The following is a 15,052-nucleotide window of genomic DNA, read 5'->3' as shown; positions in this document are numbered from 1 at the left end:
GAGGCGAAAGGCAGGAGGATGTGACCCCTGCCGCAAATCTGTTAACTGCTAAGGATTTCTTGAAAAATCAGCATGATTCCTGCTGAGTCAGGCTGAAAATTCAAGGTAAGGTTAGAGCGTGCTGATTAGACTGCGTTACGGTTTTGTTAAGCAGCGAGAGATGACCATGACCATATTGCACAGTGCGGATTTTTTCCCCGAAGGCGATTACGCCATTGCGATTGAACCCCGCGTACCCCAGGCCGCCTTCCCGGAACATCATCATGATTTCCATGAAATTGTGCTGGTTGAGCAAGGCTCTGGCATTCATGTGTTTAATGGTCAGCCACAAACGCTGTGCGCCGGTTGCGTCTGCTTTGTGCGCGATCACGATCGTCATCTTTATGAGCAGACCGACAACCTTTGTCTGACCAACGTGCTTTATCGCAGCCCCGGCGCGTTTCGCTTTCTCTCCGGGTTACAGGCTTTACTGCCCTGCGATCAGGACGGGCAATATGCTTCCCACTGGCGCATCAATCAAAAGGTGATGACGCAGGCGCTGAGTGTGGCGGCGCAGATGCAGCCGGATGATACCTGGTCGATGGAAAAACAGGCGCGTCAGGAACAGCTCTTTTTACAGTTGCTGGTGCTGTTGCGTGAGGCGTGCATTGATGGACAGAGTCAGGATCAGGAGGCGCGGCTGCATCGTCTGCTCGACTGGCTGGGTGAGCATTACAGTGATGAGATTATCTGGGATGAACTGGCTGACCGCTTCTCCCTGTCGCTGCGTACCCTGCATCGGCAAATGAAGCAGCAAACCGGTAGCACGCCGCAGCGCTACCTGAACCGTGTGCGGCTGTTGCAGGCCCGTCATCTGCTGCGTCACAGTGATATGCGAATTACCGATATCGCCTTCCAGTGTGGATTTGGGGACAGCAACCATTTCTCAACCCTGTTCAGGCGCGAATTTGGCTGCGCACCGCGAGCGGAGCGCCAGCAGATGATGTAAAGGAGCCAATCATGGCATTGATACTCAGTCGGGATGACTATTTTCCCGCCACTACTCTACCGGTGGCGGTCGCCGAAAGGATGCCACAACCCTCTTTCCCGCCGCATCGACACGAGTTCAGTGAAATCGTGATTGTCTGGCGCGGCAATGGCCTGCACGTCCTCAACGATCGGCCCTGGCTGATTACCTGTGGCGACGTTTTTTATATCCGCGACAGTGACTGCCACAGCTACGACAGCGTTAACGATCTGGTGCTGGATAACATCCTCTACTGTCGGGATCGCTTTGGTCTTGCCCTTGACTGGAATCAGCTGCTGCCGCAACAGGGACCGGATGCGCCAGGCGGCTGGCGGCTGACCACGCGAGGGATGGCGCTGGCCCGGGGAGTGATCAGCCAGCTGGAGCGTGAAAGCCGCAAAAGCGACCCCCTGTCAGTTCAGCTCTCGGAGGCGCTGTTTTTACAGCTGGCGCTGATTCTGCGCCGCCACGGCTACGCGGCCGACCGCCCCTGGGCGTTGCCGGAGGGGGAACAGCTCGATCTGCTGATGTCAGCGTTACAGGGTGCGATTGCCCGCCCCTTTGATCTCGCGGAGTTTTGTCAGCAGAACCAGCTCAGCGAACGGGCGCTGAGGCAGCTTTTCCGTCAGCAGACCGGGATGACCATCGGTCATTACCTGCGTCAGCTGCAGCTCTGTCAGGCAAAATATCTGCTGCGCACCCAGGATTGTCTAATTAGTGAGGTTGCCGCCCGCTGCGGCTTTGATGACAGTAACTATTTTTCGGTGGTTTTCACCCGTGACACCGGTTTACCTCCCAGCGCCTGGCGACAGCAATTTATCGCGCCACGCCAGGCACTGAAAAGTGCCGAGTCTTAATAAAACGGGCCTGCATAGCAGGCCCGTTGAGGTAACAGAGAAAAGCTGTTCCACATTGCCGGGAAACAGTGCCTGCGAATTAAACTAATGTGTTGTTGTAAGTAAAACCCCGACGGAGTGAGCCATCAGTCTGGCAGGCCCCGCCTGCATAAAGACAGAGTCACTATTCGCGATCAGGCCGCCATGCCAAGTCCCACAATATTGGCGGCAATGATAATCACCACACAGCCGATTGATAACACGCTGACCGGGCGGCGTCCCGCAGACTTCCACTCCTTCATCAGCAGCCCCACAAGACCACCACACAGGACGTATAGACTCATGTGCAGCATCCAGCTGACATAGTCATACTGCGCCGGGATTCTGGCATGGCCCCAGGCATAGAAGAAGAACTGCAGATACCACATGGTGCCGCCGAGCACCGCAAACGCGGTATTAGCAATCAGCAGCGACTTCCCGACCGAGAAGTCTTTACGCACCGACAGCTCTGGCCGGGTGGCCAGCCGCCAGAAACAGAAGGCCAGATTAACCAGAGCGCCGCCGCCCATAATGATTACGTAGCTGGGCAGAGCTACATACAGCGGATCGATGCCCAGATTAGCGGCGGCCTGATGCATGGGTTTAGCCGCATCCATGGCAAAGGACATACCCGCCGAGAAGATGCCGCACATCACCGCCAGCACCAGTCCTTTTCTGAGATTAAACTCTTCTGCGTTAATCCCCAGCGCCCGCTCCTTTAACAGCCCGGCACGCGACACAATCCCGACGCCAATCAGTGCCACCAGTACGCCCAGCAAGGTTAACCCGCCACCCGCCGACGCGAAGAGCTCACCAAAGCGCCCCTGCAGAAGCGGTGTCATCAGCGTGCCGACCACCAGGGTAATGCCAATCGCGATACCGATTCCCATCGACATGCCGAGATAACGCATGGTCAGGCCGTAGTTGATATTGCCTATGCCCCACATCGCGCCAAACAGAAATACCGGCGTCAGTTGCGAAAGCGAGAAGCTGCTGTAATAGGCCATAAAATCTGGCAGTAAAATGGCACTTACCGCCCACGGCAGGATCAGCCACGACATCAGGCCACCGATCGACCACATGGTTTCCCATGACCATCTTTTCACCTGTTTAAAAGGCGCGTAGAAACACGCGGCGCTGGCAGCTCCGACAAAATGCCAGAAGATACCCGCAATAATGGCACTGTTCATTGTTATTCCCCGGTTAGGTTGAGGCCTGTCGGAAACCTGTCTGCTTCCGCTCAGCAGGCAGTCTACGTTCAGCAGGAATTCCTCAGCCTTTGGATAAATGCCGGAAGCCACAGTGAAGTGGCAATATTTACCCGTTGTGCCCATCAGGGATCACAATTTCACCGTTGTCAGAAAACCGGACGATTAGTTAAGTAAGTAACTTATTATTCAATGTTTTTTTCATTTTTGCTGTGTGGCGCAGCACAATTCTGATCTGACTGCCATTCACAAGGGAAGGTTGGCAAATGTGCAAAGAAGCCTTTCATTAACGCGGGCAAGGTCGTATAAACTGGGGAAAATTGATCGGATCAGGGAATGGGATGACGACAAAGTGGTTAACGCTGTTTCTTTCGCAGTCAGTCAGCCAGGTAATGCTGGATGATCTGCGCGCGATATTACCTGCAGATGCGATAAAGGTGTTTGTGAATGGCCTGGATGAAACCCACTATGCCACCCTTGAGTGTGTGCAGGCGGATCAGCATTGCGCCCTGATCGCCTCAGCGATAGTGGTCTGGCGTCAGCTCGGACATGTTCACCATATTCTCTATAAAAAAGGTGAGGTGTTGCGGGAGGAAAATGATGCAACGCAGTTCCAGCTGTTCACTCTGCTGAAAACCCACCGCGCCGTATTGCAGATCTCATGATAAGATCGCAGCCCCTGAAATCGCTGTTTGCAGCAGGTAAATTATGAGAATTGGAATTCTGTTTCCGATCGCCATCATTGTGGCGGGCGTGGGCTTTCTGGCGTGGTTTATTGGCAGTGGCCTGGCGATGCCAGGCTCCTGAAGGTCAGCGCAACTGACTGTCTTTACTGCCCCGACGGTTATATAAACTGCTGGTCTGCTGCTGCTTGTCGATTTTTTCCTGACACGCCACACAATAGTGCACGCCTTTAAGCGCCTGACGACGCGCTTCGGGAATAGGCTCGCCGCAGAGCTCACATTCGGTGGCGCTTTCGCCCTGTCCGATCGACTGTCTTACCCGCTCAATGCCGTCATTGACGGTGCTATCGATCTGTTCCTGTACTGCGCCTTCTGACGCCCATCCATTTGCCATGATTTAACCCCTTTATTACCACTTCACTCCTTTAAATCTACAACATATTGACGTTTTTGCCGCAGAACTCACCGATATCTGTGATTGGCTGCCAGCCGCTCCCGGCAGCTGGCAATCAGCTAAAGGTAGCCCTGAGCAATCTGTTTCACCCTGCTATCACATTACTGCAACGTATCGATAGCGGAGAGCTAAGAGAATGACAACACATCATCAACATTACATTAATGGCGAATTTGTAGCCCACCAGGGTGACCGGTGGATTGAAGTGATCAATCCGTCCACGGAGGCGTTGCTGTCCCGTATTCCCCAGGGCAGTCGTCAGGATGCCAGCCTTGCCATCAGCGCCGCAGAAGTGGCTCAGCCTGGATGGGAAGCGCTGCCTGCAGTAGAGCGCGGCGTCTGGCTGCACAAAATTGCCACCGCCATCCGCCAGCGTGAGCCTGAACTGACGGCAACCATTGTGGCTGAGGGTGGAAAAACCCAGGGGCTGGCGAAGACCGAAGTGATGTTCACCGCCGACTACCTCGATTACATGGCGGAGTGGGCGCGGCGCTATGAAGGTGAGATCATCAACAGTGACCGCCCCAACGAAAATATCTTCCTGTTTAAAAAAGCGATCGGCGTCACTACCGGAATACTGCCGTGGAATTTCCCCTTCTTCCTCATTGCCCGCAAAGCGGCACCGGCCCTGATCACCGGAAACACCATCGTGATCAAACCCAGTGAGCTGACACCGAATAATGCGGCACTTTTTGCCGACATCATACAAAAGCTGGGTCTGCCTGCTGGCGTCATTAACTTTGTTTATGGTCTGGGACCGGAAGTGGGACAGGAGCTGGCGGCAAATCCTAAGGTCGGTCTGGTGAGTCTGACCGGAAGCGTCGGTGCGGGCATTGCCACCATGGAAGCCGCGGCTAAAAATGTCACCAAAGTGTCGCTGGAACTGGGTGGCAAAGCCCCTGCCATCGTGATGGATGATGCCGACCTCGAGCTGGCTGTGCGGGCGGTCGTCAGCTCGCGGATCATTAACAGCGGCCAGGTCTGCAATTGCGTAGAGCGGCTCTATGTGCAGGAAGGCATTTACGATCGTTTTATCAGCGCACTGACCGCCGCGTTTCAGCAGGTGACATTTGGCGACCCGGCCGAACGCAGCGATATCGATATGGGTCCGCTGATTAATGCCGCAGCACGGGATCGGGTGGAGCAGAAAGTAGCAGAGGCCGTCGCCGCAGGGGCAAAAGTGGTGCTGGGCGGCAAGCGCGCCGGAGACAGAGGCTTCTTTTTCCAGCCCACCTTGCTGACTGAGGTGCGCCAGGAGATGGCGATTATGCAGGAGGAGATTTTTGGCCCGGTTCTGCCGGTGATGAGTTTTAAAACGCTGGATGAGGCGATTACGCTGGCCAACGACTGCGAGTATGGGCTGACCTCCTCGATTTATACGCAGAATCTGAATACCACCATGACCGCGCTGCGAAAGCTGAAGTTCGGCGAAACCTATGTTAACCGTGAAAACTTCGAAGCGATGCAGGGTTTTCATGCCGGATGGCGTAAATCGGGTGTCGGCGGTGCCGATGGAAAACATGGTCTGGAGGAGTATCTGCAGACCCATGTTGCCTATTTACAGTTCAGTTAATCACTGGCTCGATCTTACCGCCTCCCGTACCTGACGTTGTCAGTACCAGAGTGGGCCAGTAATCGGCCCACTCTTTTATGCCACCCGCTTACTGCAGCGCAGCAGCGCGATGCCACTCAGCACGGCTACGGCCATCAGGTAGTATCCAGGCGCCAGACTGCTGCCGGTGGCGGCTATCAGCATGCTGCAAATCAACGGTGCAAACCCGCCAAATACCGTCACGGCCACGTTGTAGCTAATCGCCATGCCGCTGGCGCGCGTGGTCGCCGGGAAGAGATCGGCCATCACCGACGGCACCGTGGAGAAATAGACCGACTTGAGTAGCGCCATCCACGCCACCAGCAGGATCAGCGTGGTGGGCGTAGTGTGATCGACCATCCATTTGAAGGCGGGATAGATCGTGACCATCAACAGCAGCAGCGATCCCCACATCAGCGGCAATCGGCCTATCCGCTCCGCCCACAATCCCATTATGGGCGTCACCACCGTCAGGATAATCCCTGCGACCAGCGTGGCGGTAAAGGCCACCGACCCCGGCAGATGCAGCGTTTTGGTGGCGTAGGTCGGAATGTAATTGAGCATGTAGTTGACCGCGGTTGAGATCACCATCACCCCAATCGCCAGGGTGATCAGCGCTTTCTGCCGCCCGAACAGCGTTTTCAGCGGTGCGGCTTCCTTCTCCTGCGTCGCAAAGCTGGCGGGCTCCTGCACGTGACGGCGAATATAGATCCCCAGCGGCCCAATGAGTAAGCCGAAGGCAAACGGGATACGCCAGCCCCACGCCTGAATCTCGCTTTCGCTCAGCCAGTGTGTCAGCCCGAGGCCGAACGCCGATGCCATCAGAGTACTGGCGCCCTGTGTGGCGAACTGCCAGCTGGCGATAAAGGCTTTGCGCTCGGGAAAGTGCTCTACCAGGAAAGCGGTGGAACTGCCAAACTCGCCCCCGGCAGAGAAGCCCTGAATCAGACGCGCCAGAATAATCAGCAGCGGCGCCGCCAGACCAATAGTGGCGTAACCCGGCATAAAGGTAATGATCGCCCCGCCCAGCATCATCAGATTGATTGAGAGCAGCAGCGCTTTTTTACGGCCATGACGGTCGGCATAGTTGCCCAGCACGATGGCACCCAGCGGACGGATCAGGAATGAGATGCCGAAGCTGCCGAAGGTCAGCAGCAGCGACACCGACGGATCGCTGACCGGAAAGAAGACGTGCGCGATGTAGCTGGCGAAGAAGCCATACACCGCGATGTCGAACCACTCCAGCGCGTTACCAATGCAGGTAGCGAACAGCGTTTTGTGCAGGCTCGGTTTCACCTGCGGAGTACTCTGTGCGATGCTGCTCATTGTTCACCTCTCCGCCACTGATGGTGGCGCGACATCAGTTGTTCGCCCTCTTCACCCAGTTGCCAGAAAAGGCGGGTCATGATCGCCAGCCCTTCACGTGCAACAGAGGTGAGCATGTGTTCGTTAACGCCGTGCTGGCCGCAGGCCGGATAGGAATGGGGCACCCACAGCGTCGGGAGGCCGAGGATATCGGCAAATACCTCATTGGGCAGTGAACCGCCGAGATTGGGCAACAGCGCCGGTTTTTTACCGCTGCTGCGGGCCAGCGTGTCCAGCGCCCAGGCCACCAGCGGATCCTGCGGATCGAGTCGCGTTGCAGGTGAACCGCGCATAAACTCTACGCTGACGTTATCGAAGCCGTGCTGATGCAGGTGACTTTCGACATGCCGGACCAGATTTTCCCAGTCGGTGCCGACCACAAATCGCAGCTGACACACCGCCGTGGCGCTGCCGGGAATGGCGTTCATCGGGCGCGCCGGGTTACCGGTTTCAAACGCCAGCACCTCCAGCGTGTTCCAGCCATAAAGACGCTCCGCAGGCGTCAGACCCGGCTCGCCCCAGCCGTCGGCCAGCGCCGGATCGCCCGGCATTCCGCCCACCTCAATATCACTGAGGATGGCGCGCACCGCATCGGTCAGGGAGTCCGGTTTCAGCGCGGCGACCTGCAAAACACCCTTTGCATTCACCAGGCAGGCGAGCGCATTCGCCAGCTGGGTGCCGGGATTACTCAGCAGTCCGCCCCAGTTGCCGGAGTGATAGGCGTTGTCGCGCGCCCTGATAGTCAGACGAAAGTTCGCCGCGCCACGCGAACCCAGGAACAGTGTCGGCCGCACCGCGTTCAGTCGCGGGCCATCAGAGGCGATAAAGAGGTCGGCCTGTAACAGCGCCCGCTGCTGCTGACAAATCTCCGCCAGCCCCGGTGAACTGATCTCTTCACCCATTTCAAACAAAATTTTGCAGTTGAAGCCCAGTGCGCCACCGCGTGCCTGCCACACCTGCTCCAGCGCCGCGAGATTGATGCAGTGCTGGCCTTTGTTGTCCGCACTGCCGCGCCCATACAGGCGGTCATCTTCAGCCGTGAGTTGCCACGGTGATAAACCGTCGCGCCAGTTCTCATCGTCGCCGAACACCACATCGCCGTGGCCATAGCAGAGCAGCGTCGGTCTGGAGGGATCTTCAATGAGCGTGGCGATCAGAAACGGCGGGCTGCCGGGCTGCGGATTCTCAAACGGGTGCAGCGTAAAGCCCATCGCCGCCAGCTGCGGGCCGATCTCCTGCTGCAGATAGTTCTCCAGCTCCACCTGCCTGCTGGCGTGCTGGCTTTCGGTCACGCAGGAAATTCGTCGTGCCAGCAGCTGCTGAAACTCGCCACTGTCGAAATAGTGCATCGCCTGGTCAACGGTCTGTTGCTCTGTCATGTTTGCCCTGTCTGTTCTTTTTATCGTGCTTTATCTTTGACAAACTTCTCTCTTTGCCACAATTATTAATTTATCGAGTGAGCCTTGCTTTTAAAGCAAGCCACGCCTGCCCTTTTATGATGCGTTTTGTCGGAGTCACCATGTTAAGCAGTGAGATCCGCTATTTCCTGGCGGTCGTACAGTGCGGATCGCTCAGCGCCGCCAGCGAGCAGCTCTTTGTGGCGGTGTCGGCGATAAGTCGCCAGATCCAGCGCCTGGAAACGCAGGTGGGTGTGCCGCTGTTTGAGCGGCATGCACGCGGCATGGTATTGAACGAAGCCGGTGAAATATTCGCGCATCATGTGCGCAAGAGTCAGCTCGATATGGAATATGCGCTGGCGGAGATTAAGGGTCTGAAAGCAATACGGCGCAGCCTGATCCGCATCGCCTGCACCGACGGAATGGCGTTCAGTCTGCTGCCGGGTCTGCTGGCGGAGTTCCGTCAGGCCAACCCTGGCGTGCTGTTTGCGCTTAACGTGATGCACTCTCAGGGCGTGGCGGCATGCGTCAGGGCTGGGGAATGCGATGTTGCGCTGCAGTTCAGTCTGCAACCGGAGCGCAGCGTTGAGGTGCTCGGCTCTTGGCCGGCGCCGGTGTTACTGGCGATGCATCAGTCGCATTCGCTGGCGTCGCGTCAGGTGACGCTGGCCGATCTGCATGGCTGGCCGCTGGCGTTGCCAGGTCAGCATACTACCGTGCGGCAGTTGTTTGACCTCTCCTGCCAGATGAACGACTGCGTGGTCGAGCCGGTGCTGACCTGCGACTATTTCGCTACGCTCTACCACTTTTTGCTGCATACCCCGCAGGCAGTAACCATTTGCAGTGCGTTTACCCTGTTGTTTGAACGCGACACGCAAAATCTGGTGTTGCGTTCGATGGGGGTGGATCAGCTGAGTCAGCGTACGTTGCAGCTTCAGACGGTGTCCGGCCGCCAGCGGAATGCGGCGCTGACGCTGTTTCTGCAGTTTTTGCAACAGCGGCTGACGGAGATGGATCAGCAGGTGAGGATGGGATGAGTAATACAGGCTTAAAGGAGTTTGGTTGTTAAAGTCTGCGCTGGATGGCTGTCAGATAGTGCTGGCTTAGGGAACACGACCCGATCGGAAAGTCGCAACAGCCGCCATCCATGGCATGCCCGGCCCGCGCGATTACGCACCTCATCCCTGAGGTGCGCCCGTAGCCGGGCCAACGCGTTGCGTTGTTCAAAAACGCTCCCGGCGTTTTTGTCCATGGCGCGGGACGCTTTCCTCTTCGGGGCATGTTCCCTTCGCATTGAACTTATTTATTGCTGTCAGTTCTTTTTAAGCTGAGCCAGACAGCAGAGGCCCACATGTGTATGCGCCCCTGCTGATAGCTGTTACCGTTTACTGCTTAATATCAACCTGATAGAAGATGTGTTTGCCGAACGGATCGACCTGATAGCTGCTGACTGATTTGCGCACCGGCTCAAAGATGGTGGAGTGCGCAATCATCACCGCAGGCATCTGGTCATGCATCATCTGCTGTGCCTGCAGATAGAGCGCGGTGCGTTTGCCCTGATCCGGCTCGGCGCGGGCTTCGGTGATTAACTTCTCGAACGGCTGATAGCACCATTTTGAGGAGTTGGAACCGCCCTGTGCAGAGGTACAGCTGTAAAGCGGGCCAAAGAAGTTGTCCGGATCGCCGGTGGCGGTGGTCCAGCCCATCAGCGCCGCCTGATGCTCGCCGCTGCGCACGCGTTTCAGGTATTCGCCCCACTCATAGCTGACGATATTGGCTTTGATGCCCACTTTAGCCCAGTCCGACTGAATCATCTCCGCCATGCGGCGCGCATTCGGGTTGTAAGGCCGCTGAACCGGCATCGCCCAGAGCGCAATTTCGGTACCCGGTTTCACACCCGCCTGTTGCAGCAGGGCTTTGGCCTTCTCTGGATCGTAGTCGTAATCTTTCAGATCTTTGTCGGCGCTCCAGACGCCCGGTGGCAGGATATTTTTCGCAACCGTGCCGGTGCCTTTAAAAATCGCCTCGATTATTGCCGGTTTGTTGATCGCCATCGCCAGCGCCTGACGCACTTTAACGTTATCGGTTGGCGCTTTAGTGGTGTTAAACGCCAGGAAGCCGGTATTCAGACCCGCCTTCTGTTCCAGGGTGATATCCGGGTTAGCGCGCATCTTTTCAAGATCGGCGGGATTAGAGAAAGGCATCACCTGACACTCATTCTTCTCCAGCTTGGCGTAGCGCACGGAGGCATCCGGCGTGATGCTGAACACCAGCCGATCGAGTTTCGCCTTGCCCTGCCAGTAGTCCGGGAACGCTTTGTAGAGAATGCGGGAATCTTTCTGATACTGCACCAGCTCAAACGGTCCGGTGCCGATCGGGTTCATATCGACCTTCTCCGGCGTCCCCGCTTTCAGCATCGCGTCTGCATATTCCGCCGAGTGGATCGAGGCGAAGTACCAGGCGAGATCGGCAAGGAACGGCGCTTCCGGATGGGACAGCGTAAAACGCACGGTGTGGTCATCAACCCGGTCGATACTTTTAATCAGCGTGGAGAGCTCCAGGCTTTCGAAGTTGGAATAGGTGCCGCCAGAGACATTGTGGTAAGGATTTTTCGGGTCCATCTGGCGCATAAACGAGAAGATCACATCGTCGGCGTTGAAGTCGCGGCTGGGTTTGAAGGCTTTATTGCTCTGAAACTTCACATTCTTGCGCAGATGGAAGGTGTAAACCGTGCCATCCGGGCTGATTTCCCAGCGTTCCGCCAGGCTGGGCACCAGGTTGGTGGTGCCAGGCGTAAAGTCCACCAGCCGGTTGAAAACCGGCACCGCACTGGCGTCAACGCTGGTCCCGGAGGTATAGAGCTGCGGGTTAAAGTTCTCTGGCGATCCCTCAGAACAGAAGACCAGCGTTTTGGCGTTAACGCTGCCAGCCAGCGCTATCCCAGCCGTAACAAGCGCTAAGGTGGCTATCTTGATTTTCATTATTATCCTCGCTTTGTATTGACTTCCGGTGATCACAATATCTAAATGAATCATTCAGATGCTTCATTGATAGCACGATTCGGCACCATAACGAACCCCGCCGGTGGCTGACTAATAAGGAATAGTGATGACAGACAAACTTGAGTCGCAGCTCACAGAACGTTTTTTCCGTTACCTCGCCATCAGCAGTCAGAGCGATGCCAAATCCACCACCCTGCCCAGCACGCCGAGCCAGCACGCCATGGCGGAACTGCTGGCGGATGAGCTGCGCGCGTCAGGGCTGGATGAGGTAGTGATTGATGAGCATGCTACGGTGACGGCGGTGAAACGCGGCAACCGGCCTGACGCGCCGCGCATCGGGTTTATTACGCATATCGATACCGTTGATGTCGGTTTGTCGCCCGATATCCACCCGCAGATCCTCACCTGGCAGGGCGAAGATCTCTGTCTGAATGCAGAGCAGGATATCTGGCTGCGCCGCGATGAACATCCGGAGATCGCGCCCTACGTCGGTCAGCAGGTGATCTTCAGCGACGGCACCAGCGTGCTGGGCGCGGACAACAAAGCGGCGGTCACCGTGGTGATGACGCTGATGCAGAACCTTAACGGCGACCACGGCGACATCGTGGTGGCCTTTGTGCCGGACGAAGAGATTGGGCTGCGCGGCGCGAAAGCGCTGGATCTGGAAACGCGCTTTAATGTTGATTTCGCCTGGACCATCGACTGCTGCGAACTGGGCGAAGTGGTCTATGAAAACTTCAATGCTGCCGCTGCAGAAATTGTGTTTACCGGTGTACCCGCCCATCCGATGTCGGGCAAAGGGGTGCTGGTCAATCCGCTGCTGATGGCCCATGACTATATCAGCCTGTTTGATCGGCAGCAGACCCCGGAGCACACTGAAGGCCGTGAAGGCTATATCTGGTTCAATGAGATTCAGGCCAACGCCAGCAAGGCGACGCTTAAGGCCTCAATCCGTGATTTTGATCTGACCAGCTTTGCGGCACGTAAGCAGCAGTTGCAGCAGGCAGCAGAGGATCTGGCGGCGCGTTACCCCACCGGCAAGGTGAGCGTGGGTATCAGCGATACTTACAGCAATATCAGCAATGCCCTGGGTGAAGATCGTCGGGCGATTGACCTGATCTTCAGTGCCTTTGCCGCGCTGGAGATTGAGCCGAAGGTGATTCCGATGCGTGGCGGTACAGACGGTGCCGCGCTGTCAGCCAAAGGTCTGCTGACGCCGAACTTCTTTACCGGCGCGCACAACTTCCATTCACGCTTCGAATTTCTGCCGGTAACGTCGTTTGTGAAGTCCTATCAGGTGGCGGAAAAACTCTGTTATCTGGCAGCGGAATAAGCGGAGGAATCGGGCGCAGAACGCGCCCGATTACGATTATGGCTTCGCGCTGACATCAATGCCTGGGAAATATTTTTCAGCCAGCTTTTTGATGGTGCCATCGCCCTGCACTTTAGCAATCGCCGCATCCAGTGACTGCTTCAGCTGCGCGTCATCTTTGCGCAGGCCGTAGCCGATGCCTGAACCAAGAATCGCGTCATCTTCGACTGGCTTGCCAACAAACCCAAAGCCTTTGCCCTGCGGTTTATCGAGGAAGCCAGACTGACCGGCAGCGGACATCACCAGTGTGCCATCCAGGCGGCCCGCGACCATGTCGTTGTAAACCTGGTTTTGATCCTGATACGAGGTCACGGTCACACCCTGCGGCTCCCAGTGCTTCTTCGCATAGGTTTCCTGGATGGATCCCTGTAATACACCGATGTTCTTGCCCTTCAGACCTTCGGCAGTCGGTGCCAGATTTTCACCGGTCTTCGCCACTAACATGGTCGGAATACGGTAGATCGGCTGCGTAAACGCAATGCTTCTGGCGCGCGCTTCGGTGATGTTCATCGCCGAGTTAATGGCGTCGAACTTTTTCGCCTGCAGTGCCGGGATCAGCGCATCAAAGCTGCTCTCAACCCAGTGGCAGCTGAAGTTGCCCGCCTTACAGATGGCATTGCCCAGCTCGATATCAAAGCCTTCCAGTTCCCCTTTAGCATTGCGGCTTTCAAAAGGCGGATATTGTGACTCCACGCCGTAGCGTAAATCCTGTGCCAGTGCCTGTACCGATGTCATCATGCCCAGAGCGAGAAAAAGCGCGTTCAGTTTCTTCATTATGTTATTTACCCCGAAAAGTCCTGGTTACCTGTTCCCCGAGCTGCCTCACGCGGTGGCGTGAATCAGTGAGAAAAAGCACATAGCGCAGCCGCGCCAGCCTCAAGTGTCGCCTCGTCTTTAGCAAAAGAGAGCCGAATCAGTTTGTTATCTGTGCCATCCATATAAAACGCCGACAGCGGTATGGTCGCCACACCGTGATCGACGATAAGACGTTTTACCATTTCACTGTCCGGTTCGTCACTGAAATGTCCATAGCTGGCGAGCATAAAGAACGAACCCGCACTCGGCAGCAGCCGGAACGGGGAGTTCTGCATCAGGGCAATCAGCCGATCGCGCTTCTGCTGATAGAAGGCACTGAGCGACAGATAGTTCTCTGGCGTCTGCAGATAGTGTGCGAAACCGACCTGCATCGGTGTATCGGCGGCGTACATCATAAACTGATGCACTTTCACCAGCTCAGTCATCAGCTCTGCCGGTGCCAGACAGTAGCCTACCCGCCAGCCGGTGACGTGGAAGGTTTTGCCAAACGAAGAGACAATGACGCTGCGGGCTGCCAGCTCCGGATGCGTCGCCATCCCACAATGCGGTCGCCCATCAAACAGAATATGCTCGTAAACCTCATCGGAGAGCACCACGATATCGGTGTTGCGGATTAAGGCTGCCAGCTGATTCAGGTCGTCGGGGGTCAGCACCTGCGCGCTGGGGTTATGCGGCGTATTAATAATGATCATCCGGGTGCGCGGCGTGATTGCTGCCCGCAACTGATCCCAGTCGATAGCAAATGACGGCACCTGCAACTTCAGGCCAATCGGTTTACCGCCCTGCAACCGCACCACCGGCGCGTAGCTGTCAAACGCCGGTTCAAAGAAGATCACCTCATCGCCCTGATGAACCAGCGCGGTAATCGCCATATAGAGCCCCTGGCTGGCGCTGCCGGTGATCAGCACTTCACTGGCGGCATCATATTGTTGTCCATAGAGCGCCTGCACTTTGCTGGCAAGCGCGTCGCGTAAGGCGGGCAAGCCCATCATGGCGGCATACTGATTATGTCCTTCCTGCATCGCGCGGCTGACTGAGTCGACCAGCGCCGGATCACAGGGGAAATTGGGCGCGCCCTGCGACAGGTTAATCGCCTGATGCTGCGCCGAAAGCTGGCCAATCACGCTGAAAATAGTGGTGCCGACGTCCGGCAATTTTGAGTGGATAGCGACAGGCGTTTTCAGGGACATACTCTCTCCGTCAGGGGCATAACCGCTCAGATGCGGTAAATAGCTATTCAACGGGCTGCGACTTGAGTCGGCAAGCGAAATGTCGTCATAATA

14 protein-coding genes are annotated in these 15,052 nt (G+C 56.5%); 7 read left to right on the top strand and 7 right to left on the bottom strand.

Annotated elements, in window-relative coordinates; all coding sequences use genetic code 11:
• Positions 1-166 precede the first annotated feature (166 nt).
• Both rhaS and rhaR read left to right on the top strand, forming a co-directional pair.
• Entirely contained in the window at positions 167-988 is an 822-nt protein-coding gene (gene rhaS / locus OK412_RS07935) for an HTH-type transcriptional activator RhaS (RefSeq protein WP_029519526.1), read from the top strand.
• An 11-nt stretch (positions 989-999) separates the two neighbouring features.
• Complete coding sequence (rhaR, locus tag OK412_RS07930) at positions 1,000-1,863, top strand: HTH-type transcriptional activator RhaR (RefSeq protein ID WP_010244749.1); 864 nt, start codon at positions 1,000-1,002, stop codon at positions 1,861-1,863.
• A 173-nt stretch (positions 1,864-2,036) separates the two neighbouring features.
• On the opposite strand, the gene rhaT is transcribed toward rhaR, so the two are convergent.
• Positions 2,037-3,071, bottom strand: coding sequence for an L-rhamnose/proton symporter RhaT (rhaT, locus tag OK412_RS07925; RefSeq protein ID WP_264353007.1), 1,035 nt, complete (start codon positions 3,069-3,071; stop codon positions 2,037-2,039).
• 359 nt (positions 3,072-3,430) lie between these two features.
• Here rhaT and OK412_RS07920 point away from each other — a divergent pair, with 359 nt between their 5' ends.
• Both OK412_RS07920 and OK412_RS07915 read left to right on the top strand, forming a co-directional pair.
• Complete coding sequence (locus OK412_RS07920) at positions 3,431-3,754, top strand: hypothetical protein (RefSeq protein ID WP_010244743.1); 324 nt, start codon at positions 3,431-3,433, stop codon at positions 3,752-3,754.
• A 43-nt stretch (positions 3,755-3,797) separates the two neighbouring features.
• The gene (locus tag OK412_RS07915; RefSeq protein ID WP_008925225.1) at positions 3,798-3,896 is read left to right on the top strand and encodes a YoaK family small membrane protein; all 99 of its coding nucleotides are present in this window, start codon (positions 3,798-3,800) and stop codon (positions 3,894-3,896) included.
• Positions 3,897-3,899: 3 nt separating this feature from the next.
• Here the strand turns inward: OK412_RS07915 and OK412_RS07910 are convergent, their stop codons facing one another.
• A complete protein-coding gene (locus OK412_RS07910) occupies positions 3,900-4,166 on the bottom strand; it encodes a DksA/TraR family C4-type zinc finger protein (protein ID WP_010244737.1) in 267 nt (88 codons plus the stop codon).
• 196 nt (positions 4,167-4,362) lie between these two features.
• Between OK412_RS07910 and aldA the strand changes: the two genes are divergently transcribed.
• Complete coding sequence (aldA, locus tag OK412_RS07905; RefSeq protein ID WP_033787796.1) at positions 4,363-5,799, top strand: aldehyde dehydrogenase; 1,437 nt, start codon at positions 4,363-4,365, stop codon at positions 5,797-5,799.
• 75 nt (positions 5,800-5,874) lie between these two features.
• On the opposite strand, the gene OK412_RS07900 is transcribed toward aldA, so the two are convergent.
• Positions 5,875-7,143 (bottom strand): MFS transporter, encoded by a 1,269-nt coding sequence (locus tag OK412_RS07900; protein ID WP_010244731.1) that lies wholly within the window; start codon positions 7,141-7,143, stop codon positions 5,875-5,877.
• The gene (locus OK412_RS07895) at positions 7,140-8,561 is read right to left on the bottom strand and encodes a M20 family metallopeptidase (protein ID WP_033757736.1); all 1,422 of its coding nucleotides are present in this window, start codon (positions 8,559-8,561) and stop codon (positions 7,140-7,142) included. Before OK412_RS07895 ends, OK412_RS07900 begins: the two co-directional genes overlap by 4 nt.
• A gap of 140 nt (positions 8,562-8,701) precedes the next feature.
• Here OK412_RS07895 and OK412_RS07890 point away from each other — a divergent pair, with 140 nt between their 5' ends.
• Positions 8,702-9,616 carry a LysR family transcriptional regulator gene (locus OK412_RS07890; protein WP_264353006.1) on the top strand — a complete coding sequence of 305 codons (915 nt, stop codon included), beginning with the start codon at positions 8,702-8,704 and terminating at the stop codon, positions 9,614-9,616.
• Between the two features lie 348 nt (positions 9,617-9,964).
• Here OK412_RS07890 and OK412_RS07885 read toward each other — a convergent pair whose 3' ends face one another.
• The gene (locus tag OK412_RS07885) at positions 9,965-11,560 is read right to left on the bottom strand and encodes an ABC transporter substrate-binding protein (protein ID WP_264353005.1); all 1,596 of its coding nucleotides are present in this window, start codon (positions 11,558-11,560) and stop codon (positions 9,965-9,967) included.
• A 127-nt stretch (positions 11,561-11,687) separates the two neighbouring features.
• Between OK412_RS07885 and pepT the strand changes: the two genes are divergently transcribed.
• Positions 11,688-12,914, top strand: coding sequence for a peptidase T (gene pepT, locus OK412_RS07880; protein WP_033787793.1), 1,227 nt, complete (start codon positions 11,688-11,690; stop codon positions 12,912-12,914).
• A 36-nt stretch (positions 12,915-12,950) separates the two neighbouring features.
• Here the strand turns inward: pepT and OK412_RS07875 are convergent, their stop codons facing one another.
• Both OK412_RS07875 and OK412_RS07870 read right to left on the bottom strand, forming a co-directional pair.
• Positions 12,951-13,727, bottom strand: coding sequence for a transporter substrate-binding domain-containing protein (locus tag OK412_RS07875; RefSeq protein ID WP_010670199.1), 777 nt, complete (start codon positions 13,725-13,727; stop codon positions 12,951-12,953).
• 65 nt (positions 13,728-13,792) lie between these two features.
• Complete coding sequence (locus OK412_RS07870) at positions 13,793-14,959, bottom strand: methionine aminotransferase (RefSeq protein WP_010244712.1); 1,167 nt, start codon at positions 14,957-14,959, stop codon at positions 13,793-13,795.
• Positions 14,960-15,052 lie beyond the last annotated feature (93 nt).

Source organism: Pantoea sp. JV6 (assembly GCF_025910055.1).
Taxonomy (GTDB): Bacteria; Pseudomonadota; Gammaproteobacteria; order Enterobacterales; family Enterobacteriaceae; genus Pantoea; species Pantoea agglomerans.
The sequence above is the reverse complement of the archived record's forward strand: the minus strand, read 5'-3'. Positions and strand labels throughout refer to the sequence as shown.

Excerpts from the sequence above, each read along its gene's own strand:
- rhaS (WP_029519526.1), top strand. The coding sequence starts at position 167 with ATGACCATATTGCACAGTGCGGATTTTTTCCCCGAAGGCGATTACGCC.
- rhaR (WP_010244749.1), top strand. The coding sequence starts at position 1,000 with ATGGCATTGATACTCAGTCGGGATGACTATTTTCCCGCCACTACTCTA.
- rhaT (WP_264353007.1), bottom strand. The coding sequence starts at position 3,071 with ATGAACAGTGCCATTATTGCGGGTATCTTCTGGCATTTTGTCGGAGCT.
- OK412_RS07920 (WP_010244743.1), top strand. The coding sequence starts at position 3,431 with ATGACGACAAAGTGGTTAACGCTGTTTCTTTCGCAGTCAGTCAGCCAG.
- OK412_RS07915 (WP_008925225.1), top strand. The coding sequence starts at position 3,798 with ATGAGAATTGGAATTCTGTTTCCGATCGCCATCATTGTGGCGGGCGTG.
- OK412_RS07910 (WP_010244737.1), bottom strand. The coding sequence starts at position 4,166 with ATGGCAAATGGATGGGCGTCAGAAGGCGCAGTACAGGAACAGATCGAT.
- aldA (WP_033787796.1), top strand. The coding sequence starts at position 4,363 with ATGACAACACATCATCAACATTACATTAATGGCGAATTTGTAGCCCAC.
- OK412_RS07900 (WP_010244731.1), bottom strand. The coding sequence starts at position 7,143 with ATGAGCAGCATCGCACAGAGTACTCCGCAGGTGAAACCGAGCCTGCAC.
- OK412_RS07895 (WP_033757736.1), bottom strand. The coding sequence starts at position 8,561 with ATGACAGAGCAACAGACCGTTGACCAGGCGATGCACTATTTCGACAGT.
- OK412_RS07890 (WP_264353006.1), top strand. The coding sequence starts at position 8,702 with ATGTTAAGCAGTGAGATCCGCTATTTCCTGGCGGTCGTACAGTGCGGA.
- OK412_RS07885 (WP_264353005.1), bottom strand. The coding sequence starts at position 11,560 with ATGAAAATCAAGATAGCCACCTTAGCGCTTGTTACGGCTGGGATAGCG.
- pepT (WP_033787793.1), top strand. The coding sequence starts at position 11,688 with ATGACAGACAAACTTGAGTCGCAGCTCACAGAACGTTTTTTCCGTTAC.
- OK412_RS07875 (WP_010670199.1), bottom strand. The coding sequence starts at position 13,727 with ATGAAGAAACTGAACGCGCTTTTTCTCGCTCTGGGCATGATGACATCG.
- OK412_RS07870 (WP_010244712.1), bottom strand. The coding sequence starts at position 14,959 with ATGTCCCTGAAAACGCCTGTCGCTATCCACTCAAAATTGCCGGACGTC.